Source organism: Streptomyces sp. NPDC039609, from assembly GCF_055596705.1.
On record NZ_JBVIUJ010000007.1, the window covers coordinates 240,190 to 261,389 of the forward strand.

General features: G+C 73.2%; 23 protein-coding genes. 12 read left to right on the forward strand and 11 right to left on the reverse strand.

The window, feature by feature from the left end; all coding sequences use genetic code 11:
• Nucleotides 1-135 precede the first annotated feature (135 nt).
• From ACZ561_RS22235 to ACZ561_RS22265, 7 genes are all read right to left on the reverse strand, one after another.
• Complete coding sequence (locus tag ACZ561_RS22235) at nt 136-1,608, reverse strand: APC family permease (RefSeq protein ID WP_470997716.1); 1,473 nt, start codon at nt 1,606-1,608, stop codon at nt 136-138.
• Between the two features lie 199 nt (nt 1,609-1,807).
• Nucleotides 1,808-3,769: an FUSC family protein gene (locus ACZ561_RS22240; protein ID WP_470997719.1), complete on the reverse strand. Its 1,962-nt coding sequence runs from the start codon at nt 3,767-3,769 to the stop codon at nt 1,808-1,810.
• Between the two features lie 216 nt (nt 3,770-3,985).
• Complete coding sequence (locus ACZ561_RS22245) at nt 3,986-4,225, reverse strand: DUF2630 family protein (protein ID WP_376438838.1); 240 nt, start codon at nt 4,223-4,225, stop codon at nt 3,986-3,988.
• Nucleotides 4,226-4,252: 27 nt separating this feature from the next.
• Nucleotides 4,253-5,260: an endonuclease/exonuclease/phosphatase family protein gene (locus ACZ561_RS22250; protein WP_470997721.1), complete on the reverse strand. Its 1,008-nt coding sequence runs from the start codon at nt 5,258-5,260 to the stop codon at nt 4,253-4,255.
• 4 nt (nt 5,261-5,264) lie between these two features.
• Nucleotides 5,265-5,708 carry a hypothetical protein gene (locus tag ACZ561_RS22255; protein ID WP_470997724.1) on the reverse strand — a complete coding sequence of 148 codons (444 nt, stop codon included), beginning with the start codon at nt 5,706-5,708 and terminating at the stop codon, nt 5,265-5,267.
• On the reverse strand, nt 5,705-6,139 hold the full coding sequence (locus ACZ561_RS22260) for a DUF7144 family membrane protein (RefSeq protein ID WP_376438794.1): 435 nt from the start codon (nt 6,137-6,139) through the stop codon (nt 5,705-5,707). Before ACZ561_RS22260 ends, ACZ561_RS22255 begins: the two co-directional genes overlap by 4 nt.
• A 250-nt stretch (nt 6,140-6,389) precedes the next feature.
• Nucleotides 6,390-7,169, reverse strand: a complete 780-nt coding sequence (locus ACZ561_RS22265) for an alpha/beta fold hydrolase (protein WP_470997727.1) — start codon at nt 7,167-7,169, stop codon at nt 6,390-6,392.
• Between ACZ561_RS22265 and ACZ561_RS22270 the strand changes: the two genes are divergently transcribed.
• The 6 genes from ACZ561_RS22270 to ACZ561_RS22295 all read left to right on the forward strand — a co-directional run bounded on the left by ACZ561_RS22270 (nt 7,168) and on the right by ACZ561_RS22295 (nt 10,005).
• Nucleotides 7,168-7,341 (forward strand): hypothetical protein, encoded by a 174-nt coding sequence (locus ACZ561_RS22270; RefSeq protein WP_470997730.1) that lies wholly within the window; start codon nt 7,168-7,170, stop codon nt 7,339-7,341. The genes ACZ561_RS22265 and ACZ561_RS22270 overlap by 2 nt on opposite strands.
• Nucleotides 7,342-7,357: 16 nt before the next feature.
• Nucleotides 7,358-7,831, forward strand: coding sequence for an RrF2 family transcriptional regulator (locus ACZ561_RS22275; protein ID WP_376438835.1), 474 nt, complete (start codon nt 7,358-7,360; stop codon nt 7,829-7,831).
• A 154-nt stretch (nt 7,832-7,985) separates the two neighbouring features.
• Complete coding sequence (locus ACZ561_RS22280) at nt 7,986-8,168, forward strand: hypothetical protein (protein WP_470997732.1); 183 nt, start codon at nt 7,986-7,988, stop codon at nt 8,166-8,168.
• Complete coding sequence (locus ACZ561_RS22285) at nt 8,168-9,103, forward strand: MFS transporter (RefSeq protein ID WP_470997734.1); 936 nt, start codon at nt 8,168-8,170, stop codon at nt 9,101-9,103. The genes ACZ561_RS22280 and ACZ561_RS22285 overlap by 1 nt, the downstream gene beginning before the upstream one ends.
• Nucleotides 9,100-9,513, forward strand: a complete 414-nt coding sequence (locus ACZ561_RS22290; protein ID WP_470997737.1) for a RidA family protein — start codon at nt 9,100-9,102, stop codon at nt 9,511-9,513. The genes ACZ561_RS22285 and ACZ561_RS22290 overlap by 4 nt, the downstream gene beginning before the upstream one ends.
• Nucleotides 9,514-9,585: 72 nt before the next feature.
• On the forward strand, nt 9,586-10,005 hold the full coding sequence (locus tag ACZ561_RS22295) for a hypothetical protein (protein ID WP_470997739.1): 420 nt from the start codon (nt 9,586-9,588) through the stop codon (nt 10,003-10,005).
• 10 nt (nt 10,006-10,015) lie between these two features.
• Here the strand turns inward: ACZ561_RS22295 and ACZ561_RS22300 are convergent, their stop codons facing one another.
• Nucleotides 10,016-13,315: an AfsR/SARP family transcriptional regulator gene (locus ACZ561_RS22300; protein ID WP_470997742.1), complete on the reverse strand. Its 3,300-nt coding sequence runs from the start codon at nt 13,313-13,315 to the stop codon at nt 10,016-10,018.
• 124 nt (nt 13,316-13,439) lie between these two features.
• On the opposite strand from ACZ561_RS22300, the gene ACZ561_RS22305 reads away from it, so the two are divergent.
• The 3 genes from ACZ561_RS22305 (at nt 13,440) to ACZ561_RS22315 (ending at nt 16,558) form a co-directional block, all read left to right on the forward strand.
• Nucleotides 13,440-14,201: an SDR family oxidoreductase gene (locus tag ACZ561_RS22305; RefSeq protein WP_470997745.1), complete on the forward strand. Its 762-nt coding sequence runs from the start codon at nt 13,440-13,442 to the stop codon at nt 14,199-14,201.
• A 387-nt stretch (nt 14,202-14,588) separates the two neighbouring features.
• A complete protein-coding gene (locus ACZ561_RS22310; RefSeq protein WP_470997748.1) occupies nt 14,589-15,695 on the forward strand; it encodes an ATP-binding cassette domain-containing protein in 1,107 nt (368 codons plus the stop codon).
• Nucleotides 15,692-16,558 carry an ABC transporter permease gene (locus tag ACZ561_RS22315; RefSeq protein ID WP_470997750.1) on the forward strand — a complete coding sequence of 289 codons (867 nt, stop codon included), beginning with the start codon at nt 15,692-15,694 and terminating at the stop codon, nt 16,556-16,558. Before ACZ561_RS22310 ends, ACZ561_RS22315 begins: the two co-directional genes overlap by 4 nt.
• Before the next feature lie 20 nt (nt 16,559-16,578).
• Here the strand turns inward: ACZ561_RS22315 and ACZ561_RS22320 are convergent, their stop codons facing one another.
• From ACZ561_RS22320 to ACZ561_RS22330, 3 genes are all read right to left on the reverse strand, one after another.
• Nucleotides 16,579-16,950: a VOC family protein gene (locus tag ACZ561_RS22320; RefSeq protein ID WP_470997753.1), complete on the reverse strand. Its 372-nt coding sequence runs from the start codon at nt 16,948-16,950 to the stop codon at nt 16,579-16,581.
• Between the two features lie 100 nt (nt 16,951-17,050).
• Nucleotides 17,051-17,677 (reverse strand): FMN reductase, encoded by a 627-nt coding sequence (locus tag ACZ561_RS22325; RefSeq protein ID WP_470997756.1) that lies wholly within the window; start codon nt 17,675-17,677, stop codon nt 17,051-17,053.
• Nucleotides 17,678-17,680: 3 nt separating this feature from the next.
• On the reverse strand, nt 17,681-18,757 hold the full coding sequence (locus ACZ561_RS22330) for an LLM class flavin-dependent oxidoreductase (RefSeq protein WP_470997759.1): 1,077 nt from the start codon (nt 18,755-18,757) through the stop codon (nt 17,681-17,683).
• 183 nt (nt 18,758-18,940) lie between these two features.
• On the opposite strand from ACZ561_RS22330, the gene ACZ561_RS22335 reads away from it, so the two are divergent.
• From ACZ561_RS22335 to cobM, 3 genes are read left to right on the forward strand one after another with little or no spacing between them, the layout of a single operon-like run.
• Nucleotides 18,941-19,069 carry a DUF6126 family protein gene (locus ACZ561_RS22335; protein WP_329118674.1) on the forward strand — a complete coding sequence of 43 codons (129 nt, stop codon included), beginning with the start codon at nt 18,941-18,943 and terminating at the stop codon, nt 19,067-19,069.
• Between the two features lie 48 nt (nt 19,070-19,117).
• On the forward strand, nt 19,118-20,359 hold the full coding sequence (gene cbiE, locus ACZ561_RS22340; RefSeq protein ID WP_470997762.1) for a precorrin-6y C5,15-methyltransferase (decarboxylating) subunit CbiE: 1,242 nt from the start codon (nt 19,118-19,120) through the stop codon (nt 20,357-20,359).
• Nucleotides 20,356-21,105 carry a precorrin-4 C(11)-methyltransferase gene (gene cobM / locus ACZ561_RS22345; RefSeq protein WP_376438757.1) on the forward strand — a complete coding sequence of 250 codons (750 nt, stop codon included), beginning with the start codon at nt 20,356-20,358 and terminating at the stop codon, nt 21,103-21,105. Before cbiE ends, cobM begins: the two co-directional genes overlap by 4 nt.
• The last annotated feature ends 95 nt before the right edge of the window (nt 21,106-21,200 follow it).

The window sequence follows — 21,200 nt, forward strand, 5'->3', positions numbered from 1 at the left end:
CTCCCTCGGAAACCAGTAGTTCAGTGACCAGTAGTTCAGTGACCAGTAGTTCAGTGACCAGTAGTTCAGAAACCAGAAGCTCAGTGACCAGTAGCTCAGTGACCGGTGGTCGAGTGGCGAGCGGGAGCCCCGCCGTCAGAAGTCCGTCGCCAGGCTCTCGTCCGCCCGCCGCGCCCGCGGCCTCGTCGGGCCGAACGGGTCCGCAGCCGCCAGCGCGCGCGCCGCGTCGAGTCGGGCCGGGCGGTAGTACGCGCTCCCCTTCCGCCAGTACACGAGCATCGGGACGACCCCGGCGATCAGCCCGCCGAGGCCGATGGTCAGGGACGTCGTGGAGAGTTCGCCCAGCGACTCGACGAACGCCCACAGCATGAACGCGGCGCCGAGGAGCGGCCAGGCGCCGCCGACGAGGAAGTTGCGTACGGAGGTCAGCAGCATCCCCTTGTACGCGACGACCGCGGCGATGCCCGCGAGGCCGTAGTAGAACGCGATCTGGAGGCCGATCGCGGAGACCGCGTCGCGGAGGATCGACCCCATGGAACCGGCGGCGGCCGCCGCGCCGAACATCAGCAGCGCCGCGGCCCCGACGGCCGCGATCGCCACCCACGGTGTGTTCCAGCGGCGGTGCACGGTGCCGAGCGCGGCCGGCATCGTGCGGTCGCGGCCCATCGCGAACAGCGAGCGGGTCACCTGGATGAGGGTGGTCTCCAGAGTGGCGACCGTGGACAGCAGCACCGCGAGGATCAGCAGTTTGCCGCCGACGCCCGGCCAGATCTGCTGGCCGAGGACGGCCAGGACGTTCGCCCCCGCGGACTCGATCCGACCCGCGCTCAGCAGCACGTTGACCGCGACCGTGAACGCCTCGAAGAGGAGGAAGACGACGCCGACGCCGACGAGGGCGGCGAGCCCGGCGGTGCGGCGGCTGTTGCGGGTCTCCTCGCTGAGGTTGCTGGTGACGTCCCAGCCCCAGTAGTAGAACGCGGCGATCAGCGCACCCGAGGCGAAGCCGGCCGGGCCGTCGAAGTGCTCGAAGCCGAACCAGGACCAGTCGAAGGCGGTGGCGTGTCCGCGGTGCAGGACGGCGGCCAGGACGAAGGCGACGAGGATCAGCAGCTCGACGCCCGACATGAGCAGTTGGGCCCGGACGGTGAGCCGGGCGCCGCCGAGGACCACGAGCAGCATCATCAGGAACCAGCCCGCGCCGACGGCGGCGGCCAGCGGGGTGTTGTCGGCGAGTTCCGGATCGATCAGGGAGAGCGTCATCGCGCCGGCGGGCAGCGATCCGGCGACCATGAAGACGGTCGCGGAGACGACGAGGGCCCAGCCGGAGAGGAAGCCGAGGAAGGGGTGGAGGGTGCGCCCCACCCAGGAGTATCCGGCGCCCGCGTTGACGTCGATCCGGCCGAGGCGGGCGTAGGCGAGCACGATGCCCAGCATCGGTATCGCGCAGTAGAGCAGCGCCGCCGGCCCGGCGAGGCCGACCGTGCCGAAGAGGACGGCGGTGGTGGCGGCCAGCGAGTAGGCGGGTGCGCTGCCCGCGACGGCCATGACGATCGTGTCGAAGGTCCCGAGGACATTGGGCTGGAGGCCTCTGCCGGTAGTGGTGCGCATGGCGGATGTCCTTGGGGGCACGTGGGGGTGGCGCAGGACGAAGTGACCGTGTCGCCGGGTCACTTGTTCGCCGGAACGAGCACGGATCAAGGTGAATCGAGCGCATCGTAGTCGCACCTGTGGATTCCGGTAACGGCGGTATGGAGGGTTCCGTTCAGTGACCGCCGGTAAGGGCATCCGTACGCCCCGCGTCGGGTGTTTAGTCCGTCTCGCGCCGGGGAGTGGCGATGGCCCGGGCCGCGCTCACCTCCTGGCGCAGCGGTGCGAGCACCCCCTCTTCGTCGCCCCGCAGCTCCGTCCGTACCTCCACCAGGACGGCGCTGCTGCGCAGCCCGGCGGCGAGCTCCCGCAATTGCTGTTCCACTTCCGCCACTTCCGCAGGGTCGGGGGCGGGTGCGCCGTGGTTGACGCGGACCCGGGCGGCGGTCGTCGCGTCGACGATCCGTTCGACGGCGACGACCAGCGGCCACCAGGCGGAGGCGACGGTGCCGGTCGGCGGGGGTTCGGTCAGGGCGCGCTGGAACTCGGAGCGTACGGCCGACAGGTCGCGGTAGAGCCTGCGCCGGGCCCGGATCCGGGCGGCCTGGTCCGCCTGCTCGGGCGCGCAGAAGGCGCGGTTCACATAGGCCGCGGAGTCGGCGACGGCGTCCGCGAGCCGGTCGCCGATCCGGCTGTGCCAGGACTCCGGCCAGAGCAGATAGCCGGCGATCAGCGCGATCGCGCAGCCGACGAGCGAGTCCCACAGCCGGGGCAGGACGAGGTCGAAGCCCTGGTGGTTGAGGAGGTCGGAGAGCAGCAGGATGACGGGGGTGATCGCCGCGGTCTGGAAGGCGTACCCCTTCGCGGAGAAGGCGGGGATCAGCCCGGCGAGCACCAGCATGATCGGGACGTACCACCATCCGCGCGGCACCTCGGCGAAGACCAGGGCGGCGGTGACGAGTCCGATGGCGGTGCCTGCGGCGCGCAGCACGGCGCGGGAGAAGACGGAGCCGAAGTCCGGCTTCAGGACGAAGGTGACGGTGAGGGCGACCCAGTAGGAGCGGGGTACGTCGATGAGCGAGACCAGCGCCTGGGCGAGGCCGATGCAGAGCGCGAGCCGCAGCCCGTACCGCCAGGACGCCTCGGAGAACAGGACGGAGCGGGCCGTGCGCCGGACCCGTACGCGCAGGGCGGCGGGGCGGCCGAGGCGGTCGTCGACGTTGAAGGGGTTCGGTTCCGCTTCGTGGACGACGGTCGCCGCGTGGCGCAGGGCCTGGTCGACGGCCTTCTCGGACGGGCGCACGGCCTCCGGGAGATCGAGCACGGGGGTGCCGGTACGGCCGCCTTCCTCGATCGTGTCGGCCAGCTCGCGCACGGCGGCCGGGATCTCGGCGGGCAGCGGCCGGTGGAACCGCCGGGCCGCGAAGTGCGCGGCAGGGGCGGCCTCCACCAACGGGATCACCACGTTCAGCTGGGCGAGCAGCCGGACGAGGGTGGGCGCGCGGCCGTGGAAGCGGGCGCGGCGGGCGAGGACGAGGTCGTAGGACTGGTTGAGGGAGGTGGTGACGGCCTGGCGTTTCTCTTCGTACGTCTCCGAGCCGGCGGCTTCGAGGACGTCGGCGACGGCCCGGTACGTGCCGGCCACCGCCGCCCGCTCCGGGACGCCGCCGCGCAGTGGCCAGCCGAGCAGGGTGAGGAACAGGACCACGACCCCGCCGAGGGCGAGCAGCAGAGGCGCCTTCCACCAGGGCTCGGGCATGGGCAGGCCGGCGCCGACGACCGCGTTGAGGAGGAGCAGCAGGCCGGAGACGGAGGCGACGGCGCCGATCGAGGAGATCATCCCGGAGACGAGCGCGACGAGGGTCAGGACGACGACGGCGAGCCAGCCCTGGTCGAAGACGAGGGTGCCGAGGGTGACGCCGAGCGCGCCGAAGAGCTGGGGGACGGCGATGTTGTAGAACCGCATCCGGTACGCGTCGGCGGTGTCGCCGATGACGCCGGAGAGGGCGCCCATGGAGACGAGGGCACCGTAGACGGGCTCGTCGATCGCGAACCCGACGGCGAGGGGCGCGGCGAGCGCGACGGAGGCGCGGGCGACGGCGGCCCAGGGGATGGGCGCGGCGGCGGGTCGAAGCCCGGCGGTGAGCCAGGGGGGCGGGGTGAGCCGGGGGGTACGCGCCATGCGACCAACTTACGGCGCGGAGCCTTTCCACCCCTGTTGTGGGCATTCGTTCCGCGGGCGGCGCCCACGCGCCTCTCCTCCGCCGCCCCACCCCCGTGTGGGCAATCGCCCGCTGGGCCGGCCCCCAGCCCTGCGGAACGCCTGCCCACAACCGGGTGGGGCGGGGTTGAGGGTGGGTACCGCCCTGCGGGGGCGCCGGTTCGCAGACCGGGGGCGTCAGCTGCGGTAGCTTTCCACCTCCGCGGCCGGGCGGACCGCCGCCGTGTCCGGGTCCTCGCCGAATTCCGCTTTCGCTCGCCGCTGGCGCAGCAGGTCCCAGCACTGGTCCAGTTGCACCTCCAGCTCGGCGAGCCGGGTTCGCTCCTCGTCGAGCAGCCCGCCGACCCGCTGCCGCAGGGCCCGCTCCTCCTCGACGAGGGCGCCGATGTTCGCCAGTATCTGCTCGTCGTCGTACATCTGGTCCATGTAATCCAGCGTGGCCGATCAGCGGCCCGTGTGCAGGTCGAGCTCGGCGAGCACGGCCCGGTGGTCCGACCCCGCGAGGTCGAGGAACCGCACCCCGCGCACCCGGAAGTCGTCGCTGACCAGCACATGGTCGATCTGGACGTACGGCGGCAGCGCCCCCTGGCCCTCCCGCGGCCACGTCGGAGTCCGGGCCGCGTCCGCGAGCCGGGCGGCGTCGTGGAGCCGGCCGGCGTCGAGGAGCGAGCGGAACGCGGCGTGGTCCTGGGAGGCGTTGAAGTCGCCGGCGAGGATGACGGGCCCGCTGTCGCGGTGCGCGGCGGCGAAGTCCGCCACCCGCCCCAGCTCGCGCTTCCACCGGTCGACCTGGCGGGGGATCGGCGGCAGCGGGTGCGCGAGCCGGAGCTGCACGGTCCGGCCGCCGATCCGCGCCGTGGCGCCCGGCATTCCCATCACGGCCGGGATCGGGGGCTGCGCGGCCAGCGGGTACGCGCTCAGGACGACCGATCCCTTCGCACCCCAGTCGTCCACGACCGCGCGATGGGGGAGGTCCGCGCCCACGGCGGCGGTGAGGGTGCGGACACAGACGCGGTCGCACTCGGAGACGTACACGAGCTGCGGCCGCTCCCGGCGCACCGTCTCGGCCAGCGCCTCCGTGGCCTGGCCGAACTCGACGTTGGCGGTGAGCACGCGGAGCCGTTCGACGACGGGGCCGCGGGCGGTGGTCGTGTCCGGGCCGTACGGCGGGACGAACCAGGCGGTCACCGCGAGGACGACCGCCGCCCATCCGGCGAGCAGCCGCCGCCGCGCGACCAGCGCGAGCAGCAGTCCGAGACCTGCCGGGACGGCCAGCCAGGGCAGGAAGGACAGCAACTGCGGTACGGGGGTGACCGCGTCGACGCCGATGAGCCGGCATCCGACCACCACGCTCGGCACGGCGAGCGACAATCCCGCGGCCCAGGCGGCGAGGCGCCGTCCGGGCCGTACGGGGGGCGGGAGGGACTCGACGGCGGTACGGACAGAGGTCACGCCCTCAGTGTCGCAGCGCCTGCTGGACCTCCGCCGTCGTCTCTCCCGAGAGCGTGCGATTGCTGCGCGCCGTCCCGGTCTTGGACTTCCCCGGCTCCACGCCGTCGATGTTCACGACGACGGCGTCGAGCAGAGTGCCGCCGTCGTCACGGAAGTTGACCAGGACCGTGTAGTCCGCGTTCTTGTCGAGCGGGTTGGTGGCGGTGAGCTCCGCGGTGGTCCGGTCGCCGTCGACCTCGGTCGGGCCGGCCTTCACATCGCCGGTGGCGTTCACCCCGTCCTTGACCTGGTTCATCTTCTCCTGGGCCGCCGAGGCGGCCGCCGCCGTGGCGGAGGCGACGACGTCCTCCGCCGCCTGCTGGCTCTCCTCGGTGCAGCCGGTGACGCCCGTCATCGCCAGGGCGAGGAGGGCGGTGGCGGAGACGGCGAGGGCGCGGCCCCGGATCATGCCACGCCGCTCTTGCGGAAGGAGGTGTCGTCCGTGGCCAGTGCCCAGATCACGAAGATCGAGATGGCCATTGAGAAGAGCGCCCACCAGGGGTGATAGGGCAGGAAGAGGAACTGGGCGACGACGTTCAGGGAGGCCAGGGTGATGCCGCCCATCCGTCCCCACTCGGATCCCTTGAGGATCCCGGCGCCCGCGAGGCCGACGAGGATGCCGAGGATGAGGTGGATCCAGCCCCAGCTGGTCAGGTCGAACTTGAAGACGTAGTCGCCGACGCGGGTGTAGACGTCGTCCTCGGCGATGGCGGCGATGCCTTGGAGGATGTCCAGGATGCCGATGACCACCATGAGGACACCGGCGAACAGAGTGCCGCTGGAGGCCCCAGTGCCACCGGAAGCGGCCTGCGGTGCGCGGGGTGCGGTGTTCTGGCTCATGGGCTCATCGTCCGGCCGTTGCCCTGGAAGCGATCGTTCAACTGCTCCGAACGAGTGAGCGGCCGCCGGACGCACACGGCGCAGGCAGCCGGACGCACGCGCACGGCGCAGGCACCGCACGCACGCGCAACGGCCCGGGCAGCCGGACGCACGCGCAACGGCCCGGGCAGCCGGACGCACGCGCACGGCCCGGGCAGCCGCACGCGGCCGGACGCACGCAGTCGGGCCACAGCCGGACGCACGGCCGAGCTCAGACAGCGTCGAGGAACGCGGCGAGCGCCGCGTCGAACTCCTCCGGACGTTCCAGGTTCGGCATGTGCGCCGCCCGTTCGACGACCACGAGTCCGGAGTCGGGGAGCAGCGCGTGCATCGCCTCCGCGTCCGCCACCGGGGTGTACGCGTCGTCGCGGCCGACGACCACCAGCGCGGGCACGGAGACGGTGCGGAGCATGTTCGTGTAGTCGGGGCGCTCGGCCCGGCCGCGCAGCGCCGCCGCCGCTCCCTCGGGATCGGTGGCGCACATCATCCGGTGGACGTGGGGCGAGGCATGGGTGTTGTACGGCGCGACCATCCGGTCGATGACCTCGTCGGCGTACCCCTTCATGCCCTCCCGGACCAGCCGGTCGGCGACGGCGCGGCGGCCGGCCTTCCCTTCCTCGGTCTCGGCGCCGGGGAACGTGTCGGCGAGGATCAGGCCTCGGATGCGGTCGGGGAAGAGGCGGTGGCACTCCATGACGATCTGGCCGCCCATGGAGAGCCCGCCGAGGACGAACTCCTCGATGCCGAGGTGGTCGAGGAGGGCGGCGAGGTCCTCGGCGAAGGTGGAGAGCGGGGTGGTGCCGGGGACGACGGTGGTCGCTCCGTAGCCGCGCAGGTCGGGGGCGACGACCCGGTGCGTGGCCGAGAAGCGGTCGATCTGGGGCTGCCACATGGTGCGGTCGAAGGGATGGCCGTGGACCAGGACGAGCGCGGGGCCGGTGCCCCGGTCCTCGTAGCCGATCGTGAGTCCGTTGATCTCTGCGGAGGGCATGGTGCCGAGGCTAGGCAGCCGCTCCCGCTCGCTGCAATGGCGCGTCGGGTCCGGAGTGGGCTCCGGGGCGGCGGACGCGGTGCGGATGGGGATCGCCTCGCCCGTGCTCCCGGTCCCGGACGACGCGCTGCCGCGGCTCGTCGCGCTTGCGTCGGGGATCCTGGACATCTAATATCCAGAACATGAGGATGAACGAGGGCGTCGAATGGGCGCTGCACAGCTGCCTCAATCTGGCCTGGATCGGGCCGGAGCGGGCGGTGACGGCAGCGCGGCTCGCGGCGTACCACGAGCTCCCCGCCGCCTACCTCAACAAGCAGCTCCAGGCCCTCTCCCGGGCCGGGATCGTCAGCTCGGTCTCCGGCCCCAAGGGCGGCTTCCGGCTGGCGCGGCCGCTCGACCGGATCACCCTCATGGACGTCGTCACGGCGATCGAGGGCCCGGAGGAGGCGTTCCGCTGCTCCGAGATCCGACAGCAGGGGCCCGGTGCCGGACCGGCCGGGAGCTACGGGGCCGAGTGTGCGATCGCGGGCGCCATGGGTGCGGCGGAGCTGGCCTGGAGGCGGGAACTGGCGGCCCGCACCCTGGACGACGTACGGGAACGGGCGGAGCTCCAGGCACCCGCGGCCCCGGACCGTATCCGCCACTGGTTCGCCAACGCCTGACCGGCCGGCCGATTTGATCAGGGGTCCGATGCCGACGTGCCCTCCCGGATGGGAGGGCTTTTCAAGGGGGTGATTCTGGATGTTAGGCGTCCAGGTTAGAGAGCAGGGGAGCTGGGCCCGCGTCGGGGCGGTCACGCTCGGCATCTTCACCGTGATGACGGCGGAGCTGCTGCCGGTCGGCCTGCTCACCCCGGTCGCGTCCGAGCTGAACGTGTCCGCCGGTACGGCCGGCCTGATGGTGACCGTCCCGGGCCTCGTGGCAGCCGTCGCCGCCCCGCTGATCGCCCTTCGGGCGGCCCGGCCGGCGCCGACCGGCGCGCGGTCCTCGTCGTCCTGATGGCGCTCGTCGCCGCCGCGAACCTCGCCACCGCGGCCGCCGGACACGTCGCGCTCGTCCTCGGCGCCCGTGTCCTGCTCGGGATCGCCATCGGCGGCTTCTGGGCCCTCGCGGGCGGCCTGGCGCCCCGGCTCGTTCCCACCTCCGACATCGGGCGGGCCACCGCCGTGATCTTCGGCGGGGTCTCGGCCGCCTCCGTCCTCGGCGTCCCGGCGGCCACCACGGCGGCGGAATGGACCGGCTGGCGTGGGGCGTTCGCGGGAGTGGGGGTGATGGCGGTGGTGGCGACGGTGGCTCTTGCGGCGCTGCTGCCCCACCTGCCGGGCACCCGGCGCGCCCTCCGACTCCGCACCGGGTTCGGAGGGCTGCTGCGGCTGCCGCGCGACAACGCGCGCGTCCGCACCGGACTGCTCCTCACTCTCCTCCTGGTGACCGGCCACTTCCTCGCGTACTCCTTCGTCCGGCCCGTGCTCGCCGAGCACGTCCACATCTCCGAGGGACTCGTCGGCGTGCTCCTCCTCGGGTACGGACTCGCGGGCGTGGCCGGGAACTTCGCCGCGGGCCCAGCGGCCGGCCGCTCCCCCCGCCATACCCTCGCCGTCCTCTCCGCCGGCCTCACCGCCGCGCTCCTCGCGCTCGCCGTCACCGGGCGTACGACCCCGGCCGGCGCCGCCCTGCTGCTCCTGTGGGGGCTCGCCTACGGCGGGGTCTCCGTCGGGCTGCAGTCCTGGTTCATGGCCGCCGCACCCGAGGACGTGGAGACGGCGACCGGCCTCTACGTCAGCGTCTTCTGCCTCTCGATCGCGCTCGGCGCCCTCCTCGGTGGGCTGCTCGTCGACGCGACCACGCTCGTCGCGGTGCTCTGCACGGGCGCCGCGCTCCCTCTGGCCGCCTGCCTGACGGCCGTACTCCCCGGAAGGAACCGCACCTCATGACCAGCACCGACCAGCGCACGATCACCAACCCGGCGACGCTCCACGACCCGTCCCCCTTCGGCTACAGCCACGCCGCCTCCGCGCCCGGCGAACCGGTCTTCATCGGCGGCCAGTACGCCTCCGACGCGACCGGTTCCCCCGTCCCCGGGGACTTCGCCGCCCAGGTCGAGCTCTCCTTCACCAACCTCCGGCTCGCACTGGAGGGCGTGGGGCTCGGATTCGAGCACGTCGTACGGCTCGGCTCGTACATCGTCGACCACGACCTCGCGAAGCTGGAGGTGCTGGGCAAGGCGCTCCACGGCGCCTTCGGCGAACGGCTGCCCGCGCAGACGCTCAGCGGGGTCGCGTCCCTGGCGCTGCCGGGGATGCTCTTCGAGATCGACGCGGTCGCGGTGCGACCGGCGGGCTGATCCAGTTGCGGGGACGGGGGCTTCGGGTGTGCCCTTGAGGATGGAGGGGGCGAGAGTGAAGGAGCTCCTGCCATGGCCGCACACGCAGCGGTGCCGACCCGACGGCCCATGACCACCCACGGCCTGGGCCTGCCTGTGACGCTGGGCGTCATCTACGGCTTCTACGCGGCCTTCCTCGAACGTGATGGCGGACCGATCACGTGGGGCCAGGTCCTGCTCGGCTTCGTCTCCGCGATCGTCCTCGCCGGGGCGATGTACGCCCTGCACCGTGGCGGTCACGCGCTGCCGCGCGAGCTGCGGGCCACCGCGTGGGCGGCGCTGGCGGGCATCGCCATGGGGTTCCTGGTCAGTCTGTCCGACACGAGCGTGCTGTCGACGGTCATCCTGGCGCTGGTGGTGGCGGCCACGGTGGGCGGCATCGCCTTCTACTGGTTCTACACGCACGAGGACGCCACGGGCACGGACCGCACCCCGGTACGGCGGCGCGACTAATCGAGCGTCGTCAGGAGCGGGAAGCCGCCGAGGCGATACGGGTGACGTCCGCCCGTTCCGCCGTCGGCAGGGGCGCGCCGGCGCGTTCGCGGAGGGCCGTCGCCGTCGCCAGGAGAAGCCGCGCCCGACCCGGGCGGCCCGCCGCGGCCTCCGCGCCGGCCAGCCCCTCCAGGGCGAGCGCGCGGGCGCGCGGGTCCCGGATCGCGCGGGCCGCGGCGAGTGCCTGGAGATGCCAGGCGCGGGCCGTCTCCGGGTCGCCGCGGAGTTCGGCGACGAAGCCGAGTTCCACGAGGACGAGGTGGTTGCCCGCCTCCGACGACACCTCCTGGTACCAGTCCCGGATCCCGAGCAGCAGCCTCTCCGCCTCGTCGAGACGGCCCGCCCTCCGCGCCCCGAGCGCGAGCCCCATCTCCGCGTACACCTCGCCGAACTTGTAGCCGTGCTCGGCCGCTCCCCGCCGGGCCCGCTCGTGCAGCGCCGCCGCCCGCTCCCAGTCGCCCGCGAGCAGCGCGAGCCGGCCGAGGCCCGAGAGCCGGGCGGAACGTTCCGCCGCGAGCCCCAGCTCCTCCGCGAGCCGCAGCCCGTCCTCGTGCAGCCGCGCGGCCTCCGCGTAGTCCCCGTCGATCTGGGCGAGCGCCGCCAGCGGGGACACCGACTGCGACTGCCCCCAGGCGTCGCCCAGCGCGCGGAACAGGGCCCGCCCCTCGCGCCCGTGCCGGCCCTGCGCCACCAGGTCTCCCCGCAGCAGTGCGTGCGCCGCCCGCAGGGTGTGGAAGGCCGCCCCGACCCAGGGCCCGGCGTCCCCGAGTCCGTCGACGCCGTCGAGGATCCGTTCGCTCTCCGCGAGGTCGCCGGTGTTGAAGTGCCCGTACGCCACGAGCCAGCGCGCCCTCGCCCGCGCCTCCGGGTCGACGACGGCCCCGTAGGGCAGCGACTCCGTGTCGGCCTTCTCCCCGCACAGCAGCGCGAACCCGGCCTCCAGGCACCGCACTTCGGCCCCGTCACCCGCCCTCGCCAACCGGCGTCGGCCCTCGCGCAGCCGCCCGGACAGCAGCCAGTACCAGGACAACGCGACCGCGAACCGCTGCGGCGCGGAGCCGGACGGCCAGGCGTCGAACGCCGCCCGCAGATTCGCGCCCTCCGCGTCCAGCCGCCGCAGCCACTCCCGCTGCCCGGCGCCCCGGAGCAGGGGTGCGGCGCGCTCGGCGAGGGCCAGGTAGTAGGCGCGGTGCCGGTCGCTCGCGGCGGCCTCGTCGCCCCTCTCGTACAGCCGCTCCTTCGCGTACGCCGTGATCGACTCCAGCATCCGGTACCGCTCGCCGTCGCGGACCACGAGCGAGCGGTCCACGAGCCGGCCGAGCAGGTCCACGACGTCGAGTCCGTCGTCCCCGCAGACGGCCTCGGCCGCGTCGAGCGTGCAGCCGTCGCGATGGACGGAGAGGCGGCACAGCACGATCCGTTCGGCGGCGGAGAGCAGCTCCCAGCTCCAGTCGACGACCGCGCGCAGGGTCTGCTGGCGGGGCGGGACACCGCGCCGCCCGGTCGTCAGGATCCGGAACCGGTCTCCGAGCCGTACCGCCAACTCCCGTGTCCCCAGGGCCCGTACCCGTGTCGCGGCGAGTTCGAGGGCGAGCGGGATGCCGTCGAGGCGGGCGCAGATCTCGGCGACGTCGGCGCGGTTGTCGTCGGTGAGCGCGAAGGCCGGGGAGGCGGCGGCGGCACGCTCGGCGAAGAGGCGTACGGCGTCGGCGGGCGGGAGGGGTTCGAGCGGGCGCACGTGCTCACCGGGGACCCCGAGCGGCTCCCGGCCGGTGGCCAGGATCCGCAGCCCGGGAACGGCGCGCAGGAGTCCGCCGGCCAGGGCGGCGACGGCGTCCACGACGTGCTCGCAGTTGTCCAGGACGAGCAGGCCCGGCCGGTCGCGCAGCGCGGCGGCGAGGCGCTGCGTGCCGTCGCCGGGGCTGCCGAGGCGGGGCAGGGTGGCGGCCGTGTCGTCCCGGATCCCGAGCGCCCCGGCGACGGCCTCGGCGAGCTCGTCGGCATCCGCCCCACCACGCACCGCGCCGAGCTCGACGAACCACCCGCCCCCGGCCACCTCCTGCGCGAGCCGCGTCTTTCCGACACCACCGGTGCCGGTGAGCGTCACGAGACGCGCGCCGACGAGCAGCCCGCGAAGCTCACGCACCTCGTCGTGCCGCCCGACGAGCCCGGTCAGCGGCACGGGCTCCCCGCCGGGCGGGTGAGCACCGGCTTCGCGCACCGCGCCGCCGCGCGCCGGGCCGCCGCGCGCCGGGCCGCCGCGCGCCGGGCCGCCGCGCGCCGGGCCGCCGCGCACCGCGCCGCCGCGCACCGCGCCGCCGCGCGCCGGGCCGGCTCCGGCGATCGGCGGTTCGCCGGGGAGGCCCGGGTCCGGCGAGCTGGTGGGGGGTGTGTTGGGTCGGTCGGGGTGCGGTCCGGTGGTCGGGGGTGTGGCGGGTCGGTCGGGGTGCGGCGAGGTGGGCGGGGGTACGGCGGGTCGGCCGGCGTCCTGCCCCGTGGTCGGGGGTGTGGTGGGTCGGCCGGCGTCCGGCTGGGGCAGTTCCTGGCGGAGGATCGCCGTGTGCAGGGCCGTCAGTCCGGGGCTCGGATCCGCGCCCAGGTCCTCCGCCAGGTGGGCGCGAAGGTTCTCGTACGAGGCGAGGGCCTCGGCCTGCCGGCCGGCGCCGTACAGCGCGCGCAGGTGGGTCGCGCGCAGGCGTTCACGCAGGGGATGCGCGGCCACGAGCGGGGCGAGTTCGGCGGCCAGGGTCGCGCACGCGCCGGGCTCCGCCGTCACCAGCCGCGCCTCGGCGTGGTCCTCCAGGGCCGCGAGCCGCTCCTCGGCCAGGCGCCCCGCCTCCTCCCGTACGAGAGGGTGGTCGGCGACGTCCGCGTACGCGTCGTCGCCCCGCCACAGGCCGAGCCCCTCGGCGAGCAGCGTCGCCCGCTCCCGGGCGTCCGGGACGCGCACCGCGCGGGCGACGAGCGCGCGGAACCGAGCCGCGTCCGACTCGCCCTCCTCCACGGCGAGGAGGTAGCCAGGTGCCCGCAGCAGGACCCGTTCGCGACCGAGGACCCGGCGCAGCGCGGAGACCTTGACCTGGAGGGCGTTGGCGGCGCGGGCGGGCGGTCGGTCGCCCCAGAGCGCGTCGATCAGCAGGTCCGTGGGGACGGGCCGCCCCTCGCGTGCCAGGAGGCAGCCGAGCAGGAGGCGCACCTTCGCCTCGGGGACGGTCACGGCCCGCCCCGACGCGTCCCGTACGGACAGTGGACCGAGCACCCCGAACCGCATGGCGAAACCGTAACCCACCCCTCTCACCCACCCCCTCACCCACAGCTTTCCGTCAGCCGATCGTCAGCCGCCCCGCGCAGAGTCGTCCACGTACCGACCACCACACGCGGGGAGTTGCGCGCACATGAGTACGTACGCAGGTCAGAAGGCCGTCATCATCGGCGGCACCATGGGGATGGGCCTCGCCATCGCCAAGCGCCTCGTCGAGGGCGGCGCCGAGGTGCTGCTCACCGGCCGTAACCCGAAGAACCTCAAGGAGGCGGCGGTCGAGCTCGGGCCGTCCGTCCACGTCGTCTCCTCGGACCTCTCCGACATGGACGCCGTACGGGCGCTGCCGGCGCTGATCGAGGAGCGGCTCGGCGGCGTGGACCTGCTCTTCGTGAACGCGGGCATCGCGGAGCTGGCGCCGATCGCGGCGGCCACGGAGGACCAGTTCGACCGGATGTTCGCGGTGAACATCAAGGGCCCGTACTTCACCGTGCAGGGGCTGCTGCCGCTGCTGAGGGACGGCGGCGCGCTCGTCTTCACGACCTCGGTCGCCGATGTGACGGGCACGCCGGGGATGAGCGTGTACTCGGCGACGAAGGCGGCGCTCTGGTCGTTCGCGCAGGCGCTCGCGTCCGAGCTGGTCGGACGGGGGATCCGGGTCAACGCGGTCTCGCCGGGCTACATCGACACGCCCGGGGGCGGGGTCCAGGGGATCACGGAGGAGCAGCTCGCGGCGTTCCAGAAGGCCGGCGACGCGGCGACGCCGCTGCGCCGCCACGGCACGGCGGACGAGGTGGCGAAGGCGGCGCTGTTCCTGGCGACGGAAGCGACCTTCACGACGGGCGTGAAACTGGCGGTCGACGGCGGCCTGGTCCAGCACGTGACGGCCGCGGGCTGACGGGGCGGGGCCGGGGCAGCGGGGGCGGCAGGGCGGGCGCGTGGGCCGGGTCCTGGGGCGGGCGCTTCGTGCGGGCGCGTGGGCCGGAGCGGCGGGCGACCGCGGGCGCGTGGGCCGGGCGCTTCGTGCGGGCGCCTGGGCCGAGTCGGCGGGCGACCGCGGGCGGCGGGGCGCGGCCCGGGGCGGCGGGCCCCGGCGGGACCCCCTGTGCCGCGCCGCCCCGTCCGCCCCCGTCCGCCCCCGTCCGCCCCGCCATCCCGCACCGCCCCAGTGACGCCCCCGCCCCCACCCGTACAAACGACCCCCCGCCCTCCCCCTGGCATACCGGCCGGACCCGTCGGAGACTGGTTGAAGCGGAACCGACGCCGGCAGCCGGGAGGACAGCGCATGACCGACCTCGCCATCGAGACCGAGGGTCTGGTCAAGCTCTTCGGTACGAACCGGGCCGTCGACGGCATCGACCTGCGCGTTCCCGCAGGCACCGTCTACGGGGTCCTCGGACCCAACGGCGCCGGCAAGACCACCGCCGTCAAGATGCTCGCCACCCTCCTCCGCCCCGACGGCGGCCGGGCCCGCGTCTTCGGCAACGACGTCGTCAAGGACGCAGACACCGTGCGCGGCCGGGTCAGCCTCACCGGCCAGTACGCCTCCGTCGACGAGGACCTGACTGGCACCGAGAACCTCGTCCTGCTCGGCCGCCTCCTGGGCCACACCCGCCCCGCCGCCCGCGACCGTTCCGCGCAGCTGCTCGCCGCGTTCGGGCTCGCCGACGCCGCCGACAAGCAGATCAAGAACTACTCGGGCGGCATGCGGCGCCGAATCGACATCGCCGCGTCCATCCTCAACACCCCTGACCTGCTCTTCCTCGACGAACCGACGACCGGCCTCGACCCGCGCAGCCGCAACCAGGTCTGGGACATCGTCCGCGCCGTGGTCGCCCAGGGCACGACCGTCCTGCTCACCACCCAGTACCTGGACGAGGCGGACCAGCTGGCCTCCCGTATCGCCGTCATCGACCACGGGAAGGTGATCGCGGAGGGCACGAAGGGCGAGCTGAAGGCCTCCGTCGGTTCGGGTTCGGTGCACGTACGGCTCCGGGACCCCGAGCAGCGCCCGGAGGCCGAGCGGGTCCTCCGGAGCGCCCTGAAGGCGTCCGTGCAGCTCGAACCCGACCCCGTCGCGCTCACCGCCACCGTCAACGGTCACGGAACCGACCTCGGCGCCGCCGAGCAGGCCGCGCGGGCGCTGGCGGAACTGGCGCGGGCCGGGATCACGGTCGACAACTTCGGGCTCGGTCAGCCCAGCCTCGACGAGGTGTTCCTGGCGCTGACGGACAGGCCCGCGGACGCGACCGGGCCCCAAGGGAACGGCGCCCCCGCTCCCGGCGCCCACGCTCCAGGCACCCCTGCTCCCGGCGCCGACGGAACCGACGGAACCGACGGAACCGACGGAACCGACGGAACCGACACCGACCGGAAGGGACCGACGGCATGACCACCGTCACCACCGGCAAGGACACGCAGACCGCCGACACCCTCGACTTCGTCGCCCCGAAGGCGGACGAACTCGCGGCGCTGCTCGTGGGCCAGTCCCGCCCGCCGCGCCCCAGCGCCCTCTCCGCCTCGATGACCTTCGGCTGGCGGGCGATGCTGAAGATCAAGCACGTGCCGGAGCAGCTGTTCGACGTGACGGCGTTCCCGATCATGATGGTGCTGATGTACACGTACCTCTTCGGAGGCGCGCTGGCCGGTTCGGTCTCGGCGTACATCCAGTTCCTGCTGCCGGGCATCCTCGTGATGAGCGTCGTGATGATCACGATGTACACGGGAGTCTCGGTCAACACCGACATCGAGAAGGGTGTCTTCGACCGCTTTCGTACGCTCCCGATCTGGCGGCCCGCGCCGATGGTCGGCTATCTGCTGGGCGACGTCGTCCGCTATCTGATCGCCTCCGCGGTCATGCTCACCGTCGGCATGATCATCGGCTACCGTCCGGACGGCGGCATCGCCGGCGTCCTGCTGGGGGTCGCGCTGCTGCTGGTGTTCTCGTTCGCGTTCTCGTGGATCTGGACCATGTTCGGACTGATGCTGCGCAGCGAGAAGTCCGTCATGGGCGTCAGCATGATGGTGATCTTCCCGCTGACGTTCCTGTCCAACGTCTTCGTCGACCCGAGCACGATGCCGGGATGGCTCCAGGCCTTCGTGAACAACAGCCCGGTGACCCATCTGGCGACGGCCGTACGCGAGTTGATGGCCGGGAACTGGCCGGCGGCGGACATTGCCTGGTCGCTCGGGTGGTCGGCACTGTTCGTGGTCGTCTTCGGAGCGATCACCATGCGGCTCTACAACCGCAAGTAGCCCCTGCGCGACGTGAGCCGTCACTCGCCCCGCGGAGTCGTCTGCTGGACCGCCCACCGGTTGCCGTCCGGGTCGGCGAAGTAGACGAACGAGCCCCAGGGCTGGTCGTCGATCTCGCTGACCTCGATGCCCCGCGCGCTGAGGTCGGCGTGCGCCTCCTCGATGTCGGCGACGACGACCTGCATGTTGTCCAGGGAGCCCGGGGTCATCGTGGTGATGCCTTTCCCGAAGGTGATCGAGCACGCCGATCCGGGCGGGGTCATCTGGACGAAGCGGATGTCGTCGCTGACGGGGATGTCGTGATCGGCGTGGAAGCCCACCTGCTCGTAGAAGGCCTTGGCCCTGTCGATGTCGGTGACGGGGACGCCGATCAGTTCGAGCTTGATGTCCATGAAGGCATCATGCGCCCGGTTCGTCCCAGGCGCATGATCTGGCGTCACTCACCGTGAACCGCCCCGCGGCGAGCGCGACGCGGGCCTCGAGTCGCGAAACTCAGTCGAGTCGCAGGTCCGCGAGCTGGCGCTCGAACGGCACGACCTCGTCGTCGTTCGCCTCCCCCGCGGGGCCCCGCGCTGCCACGAGGTCGGCGAGGTCGTGGCCCGCCCGGGCGATCCGGGACGGCAGCCCGTCCGTGTACTCGTCGCCCCCCGAACCCCAGTCCTCCGAGGCCGCGTACACGGCCGTCGGGACGACCAGCGCCCGCAGGTAGGAGAAGAGCGGTCGCATGGCGTGGTCGAGCACGAGGGAGTGGCGGGCGGTGCCGCCGGTCGCCCCGATCAGCACCGGCTTGCCGGTCAGCGCGGCCGGGTCGATCAGGTCGAAGAAGGACTTGAACAGACCGCTGTACGAGGCGGTGAACACCGGGCTCACCGCGATGACCCCGTCCGCTCCCGTCACCGCGTCGATCGACTCCTGGAGCTCCGCCGAGGGGAAGCCCGTGACGAAGTTCTTCGCGATGTCGACGGCGTGGTCGCGCAGTTCGACGACCCGGACCTCGACCACGTACTCCTGCTCGGTGAGCCGTTCCTGGGCCGCCTTGGCGAGCCGGTCGGCGAGCAGCCTCGTCGAGGACGGGGCGCTGAGCCCGGCGGACACGGCGACCAGCTTCAGGGTCTGCATGACTCACGCCTCCTGGGTGCGTACGGCGGGGTGGAGCGGGGCGGTGGCCGGGACACCGGCCGGCCGCAGGTTGGCGAACTCCTTGCGGAGCACCGGGACGACCTCCTCGCCGAGGATGTCGAGCTGCTCCAGGACCGTCTTCAGCGGCAGACCCGCGTGGTCCACCAGGAAGAGCTGGCGCTGGTAGTCGCCGACGTAGTCCCGGAAGGAGAGCGTGCGGTCGATGACCTCCTGCGGGGAGCCGACGGTCAACGGGGTCTCGCGGCTGAACTCCTCCAGGGACGGGCCGTGGCCGTAGACGGGAGCGTTGTCGAAGTACGGGCGGAACTCCCGTACGGCGTCCTGGGAGTTCTTGCGCATGAAGACCTGGCCGCCGAGGCCGACGATGGCCTGCTCGGGGGTGCCGTGGCCGTAGTGCGCGTACCGCCGACGGTAGAGGCTGACCATCTTCTCGGTGTGCTGCTTGGGCCAGAAGATGTGGTTGGCGAAGAAGCCGTCGCCGTAGTACGCGGCCTGCTCGGCGATCTCGGGGGAGCGGATGGAGCCGTGCCAGACGAACGGCGGGACGCCGTCGAGGGGGCGGGGCGTGGACGTGAAGCCCTGGAGGGCGCTGCGGAACTTGCCCTCCCAGTCGACGACGTCCTCCCTCCACAGCTTGTGGAGAAGTGCGTAGTTCTCGATGGCGAGCGGGATGCCCTGGCGGATGTCCTGGCCGAACCACGGGTAGACGGGGCCGGTGTTGCCGCGGCCCATCATCAGGTCGACGCGGCCGTCGGCGAGGTGCTGGAGGGTGGCGTAGTCCTCGGCGATCTTCACCGGGTCGTTGGTGGTGATCAGCGTGGTCGAGGTCGAGAGGATCAGGTTCTCGGTCCGTGCGGCGATGTGCCCGAGGAGGGTCGTCGGGGAGGACGGCACGAAGGGCGGGTTGTGGTGCTCGCCGGTCGCGAAGACGTCGAGCCCGACCTCCTCCGCCTTGAGCGCGATGGCGACCGTGTTCTTGATCCGCTCGTGCTCGGTCGGCGTACGGCCGGTGGTGGGGTCGGTCGTCACGTCGCCGACGGTGAAGATCCCGAACTGCATCGTGCTCACCTCTCGATGGGGCGTTCCCGGGCTATTGGTTGAAGCTTAAACCATCCTGCTCAACCGTGAGTCCGAGCCCCGTATTCCGTGGGTGTCTCTCATCGCCTTCACCGTACCGGATAGCTATCCGTTTAGCTAGGGGTGCCCGGGCCCGCCCGTACTCCGGCCCGTACTCTGGTGGGCATGTCCGACTACGAGCGCTGGAAAGAGCGCGGCGTCCTCCTGCGCGTCTTCGTGTACGTCTTCGCCACGCACGCGTTCGCCGGCTTCGTCTGGCTGCTCTTCTACGTGGGGCAGAACGCCCAGAAGTAAGCACGGTCACGAGGAGGGGAAACGGGCCCTCCCGTAGAGTTCGCCGACGTGAGCACCGTTCCCCTGCCTGCGATATCGGTCGTCGGAATCGGCGCGGACGGCTGGGACGGGCTCCCCGAGAACGCCCGCCGGACCCTGCGCGCCGCCGAGGTCCTGATCGGCGGCCCCCGCCAGCTCGATCTGCTGCCCGCCGCCGAGTGCCCCGGAGAGCGCGTCGGCTGGCCCTCCCCGCTGCGCCCCGCCGTCCCCGGACTGCTCGCCGCCCACGAAGGACGCCGGATCGCGGTCCTCGCCAGCGGCGACCCGACGTTCTACGGCATCGGCCGCACCCTCGCCGAGACCGTCGGCGCCGACCGGCTCCACGTCCTGCCGCACCCGTCCTCCGTCTCGTACGCCTGCGCCCGCCTCGGCTGGCCCCTGGAGGCCGTCGAGACCGTCTCCCTGGTCGCCCGGCCGCTCGCCTCCCTCACCGCCTCCCTCCACGACGGGCGGCGGCTGCTGGTCCTCAGCGAGAGCCACCACACCCCGGCGCAGGTCGCCGCCCTCCTGCGGGAGAAGGGGTACGGAGGCAGCCGGATGCGGGTGCTCGAACAGCTCGGCGGCCCCCACGAGCGGCTCGTCGACGGCACGGCCGACACCTGGTCCGAGGACGAGCGGCTCGACGCCCTCAACGTCCTCGCCCTCGACTGCGTACGCGCCCCCGACGCGCTCCGCCTCGGCGCCGTACCCGGCCTGCCGGACGAGGCGTACGAGAACGACGGACAGCTCACCAAGCGGTACGTCCGCGCCGCCACCCTCGCGGCCCTCGCCCCCGCCCCCGGCGGACTGCTCTGGGACATCGGCGGCGGCTCCGGCTCCATCGGCATCGAATGGATGCGCACCGACCGCTCCTGCCGGGCGATCGCCGTCGAGAAGGACCCCGAGCGGGCCGCCCGGATCGCGCGCAACGCCACCACCCTCGGCGTCCCGGCGCTGCGGGTCGTCACCGCGGCCGCCCCCGACGGGCTCGCCGATCTCCCCACCCCCGACGCCGTCTTCATCGGCGGCGGCCTGACCGCCCCCGGCCTGCTCGACGCCTGCTGGGACGCGCTGCCCGAGCGCGGCCGGCTGGTCGCCAACACCGTGACCATGGAATCCGAGGCGCTGCTCGCGGAGCGCTACCGCCGGCACGGCGGGGAGCTGGTCCGGCTCGCCGTCGCCCAGGCCGTCCCCGTGGGCGGCTTCACCGGCTGGCGCCAGGCGATGCCGGTCACGCAGTGGTCCGTAACGAAAGCAGGAGTTGGAGCATGACCGTCTACTTCATCGGCGCGGGCCCGGGCGCGGCCGACCTGATCACCGTGCGGGGCGCCCGCACCCTCGCCGCCTGCGGCGTCTGCCTCTACGCGGGCTCGCTCGTCCCCCGCGAGCTGCTCTCCGAGTGCCCGCCGGACGCGCGCCTGGTCGACACCGCGGACCTCGACCTGGACCAGATCGTGGCCGAGATCGTCCGCGCCCACGAAGCAGGCCAGGACGTGGCCCGGCTCCACTCCGGCGACCCTTCGGTCTTCAGCGCCGTGGCGGAGCAGATGCGCCGGCTCGACGCGCTGGACATCCCGTACGAGGTCGTGCCGGGCGTCCCGGCGTTCGCGGCCGCCGCCGCCGCGCTCAAGCGGGAACTCACCGTCCCGACCGTGGGCCAGACGGTCATCCTCACCCGCATCGCCCAGCAGGCCACGCCCATGCCGGAGGGCGAGGACCTCGCCACGCTCGGCCGCAGCGGCGCCCTGCTCGTCCTCCACCTGGCCGCCCGCTACGTCGACCGGGTCGTGTCCGAGCTGCTGCCGCACTACGGCGCCGACTGCCCGGCCGCGGTCGTGGCGATGGCGAGCCGCCCGGACGAGATCGTCCTGCGGGGCACACTGGAGGACATCGCGGCGCAGATGAAGGAGGCCGGCATCACGAAGACGGCGGTGATCCTGGTCGGCCGCACACTGGCGGCCTCGCAGTTCCGCGACAGCCACCTCTACGACCCGGCGCGGGAGCGGCACGTCTGCTGAGCTCTTCCCCGCCCGTCGGCCGCCCTCGGAGCGGCGGCACCTCAATGCCCCCGTGACGCGCCCGGGCCGGACACCCGACGAGTGTCCGGCCCCGG

Excerpts from the sequence above, each read along its gene's own strand:
- ACZ561_RS22235 (WP_470997716.1), bottom strand. The coding sequence starts at position 1,608 with ATGCGCACCACTACCGGCAGAGGCCTCCAGCCCAATGTCCTCGGGACC.
- ACZ561_RS22240 (WP_470997719.1), bottom strand. The coding sequence starts at position 3,769 with ATGGCGCGTACCCCCCGGCTCACCCCGCCCCCCTGGCTCACCGCCGGG.
- ACZ561_RS22245 (WP_376438838.1), bottom strand. The coding sequence starts at position 4,225 with ATGTACGACGACGAGCAGATACTGGCGAACATCGGCGCCCTCGTCGAG.
- ACZ561_RS22255 (WP_470997724.1), bottom strand. The coding sequence starts at position 5,708 with ATGATCCGGGGCCGCGCCCTCGCCGTCTCCGCCACCGCCCTCCTCGCC.
- ACZ561_RS22260 (WP_376438794.1), bottom strand. The coding sequence starts at position 6,139 with ATGAGCCAGAACACCGCACCCCGCGCACCGCAGGCCGCTTCCGGTGGC.
- ACZ561_RS22270 (WP_470997730.1), top strand. The coding sequence starts at position 7,168 with ATGGTGCCGAGGCTAGGCAGCCGCTCCCGCTCGCTGCAATGGCGCGTC.
- ACZ561_RS22265 (WP_470997727.1), bottom strand. The coding sequence starts at position 7,169 with ATGCCCTCCGCAGAGATCAACGGACTCACGATCGGCTACGAGGACCGG.
- ACZ561_RS22275 (WP_376438835.1), top strand. The coding sequence starts at position 7,358 with ATGAACGAGGGCGTCGAATGGGCGCTGCACAGCTGCCTCAATCTGGCC.
- ACZ561_RS22280 (WP_470997732.1), top strand. The coding sequence starts at position 7,986 with ATGACGGCGGAGCTGCTGCCGGTCGGCCTGCTCACCCCGGTCGCGTCC.
- ACZ561_RS22285 (WP_470997734.1), top strand. The coding sequence starts at position 8,168 with ATGGCGCTCGTCGCCGCCGCGAACCTCGCCACCGCGGCCGCCGGACAC.
- ACZ561_RS22290 (WP_470997737.1), top strand. The coding sequence starts at position 9,100 with ATGACCAGCACCGACCAGCGCACGATCACCAACCCGGCGACGCTCCAC.
- ACZ561_RS22295 (WP_470997739.1), top strand. The coding sequence starts at position 9,586 with ATGGCCGCACACGCAGCGGTGCCGACCCGACGGCCCATGACCACCCAC.
- ACZ561_RS22300 (WP_470997742.1), bottom strand. The coding sequence starts at position 13,315 with ATGCGGTTCGGGGTGCTCGGTCCACTGTCCGTACGGGACGCGTCGGGG.
- ACZ561_RS22305 (WP_470997745.1), top strand. The coding sequence starts at position 13,440 with ATGAGTACGTACGCAGGTCAGAAGGCCGTCATCATCGGCGGCACCATG.
- ACZ561_RS22310 (WP_470997748.1), top strand. The coding sequence starts at position 14,589 with ATGACCGACCTCGCCATCGAGACCGAGGGTCTGGTCAAGCTCTTCGGT.
- ACZ561_RS22315 (WP_470997750.1), top strand. The coding sequence starts at position 15,692 with ATGACCACCGTCACCACCGGCAAGGACACGCAGACCGCCGACACCCTC.
- ACZ561_RS22320 (WP_470997753.1), bottom strand. The coding sequence starts at position 16,950 with ATGGACATCAAGCTCGAACTGATCGGCGTCCCCGTCACCGACATCGAC.
- ACZ561_RS22325 (WP_470997756.1), bottom strand. The coding sequence starts at position 17,677 with ATGCAGACCCTGAAGCTGGTCGCCGTGTCCGCCGGGCTCAGCGCCCCG.
- ACZ561_RS22330 (WP_470997759.1), bottom strand. The coding sequence starts at position 18,757 with ATGCAGTTCGGGATCTTCACCGTCGGCGACGTGACGACCGACCCCACC.
- ACZ561_RS22335 (WP_329118674.1), top strand. The coding sequence starts at position 18,941 with ATGTCCGACTACGAGCGCTGGAAAGAGCGCGGCGTCCTCCTGCGCGTC.
- cobM (WP_376438757.1), top strand. The coding sequence starts at position 20,356 with ATGACCGTCTACTTCATCGGCGCGGGCCCGGGCGCGGCCGACCTGATC.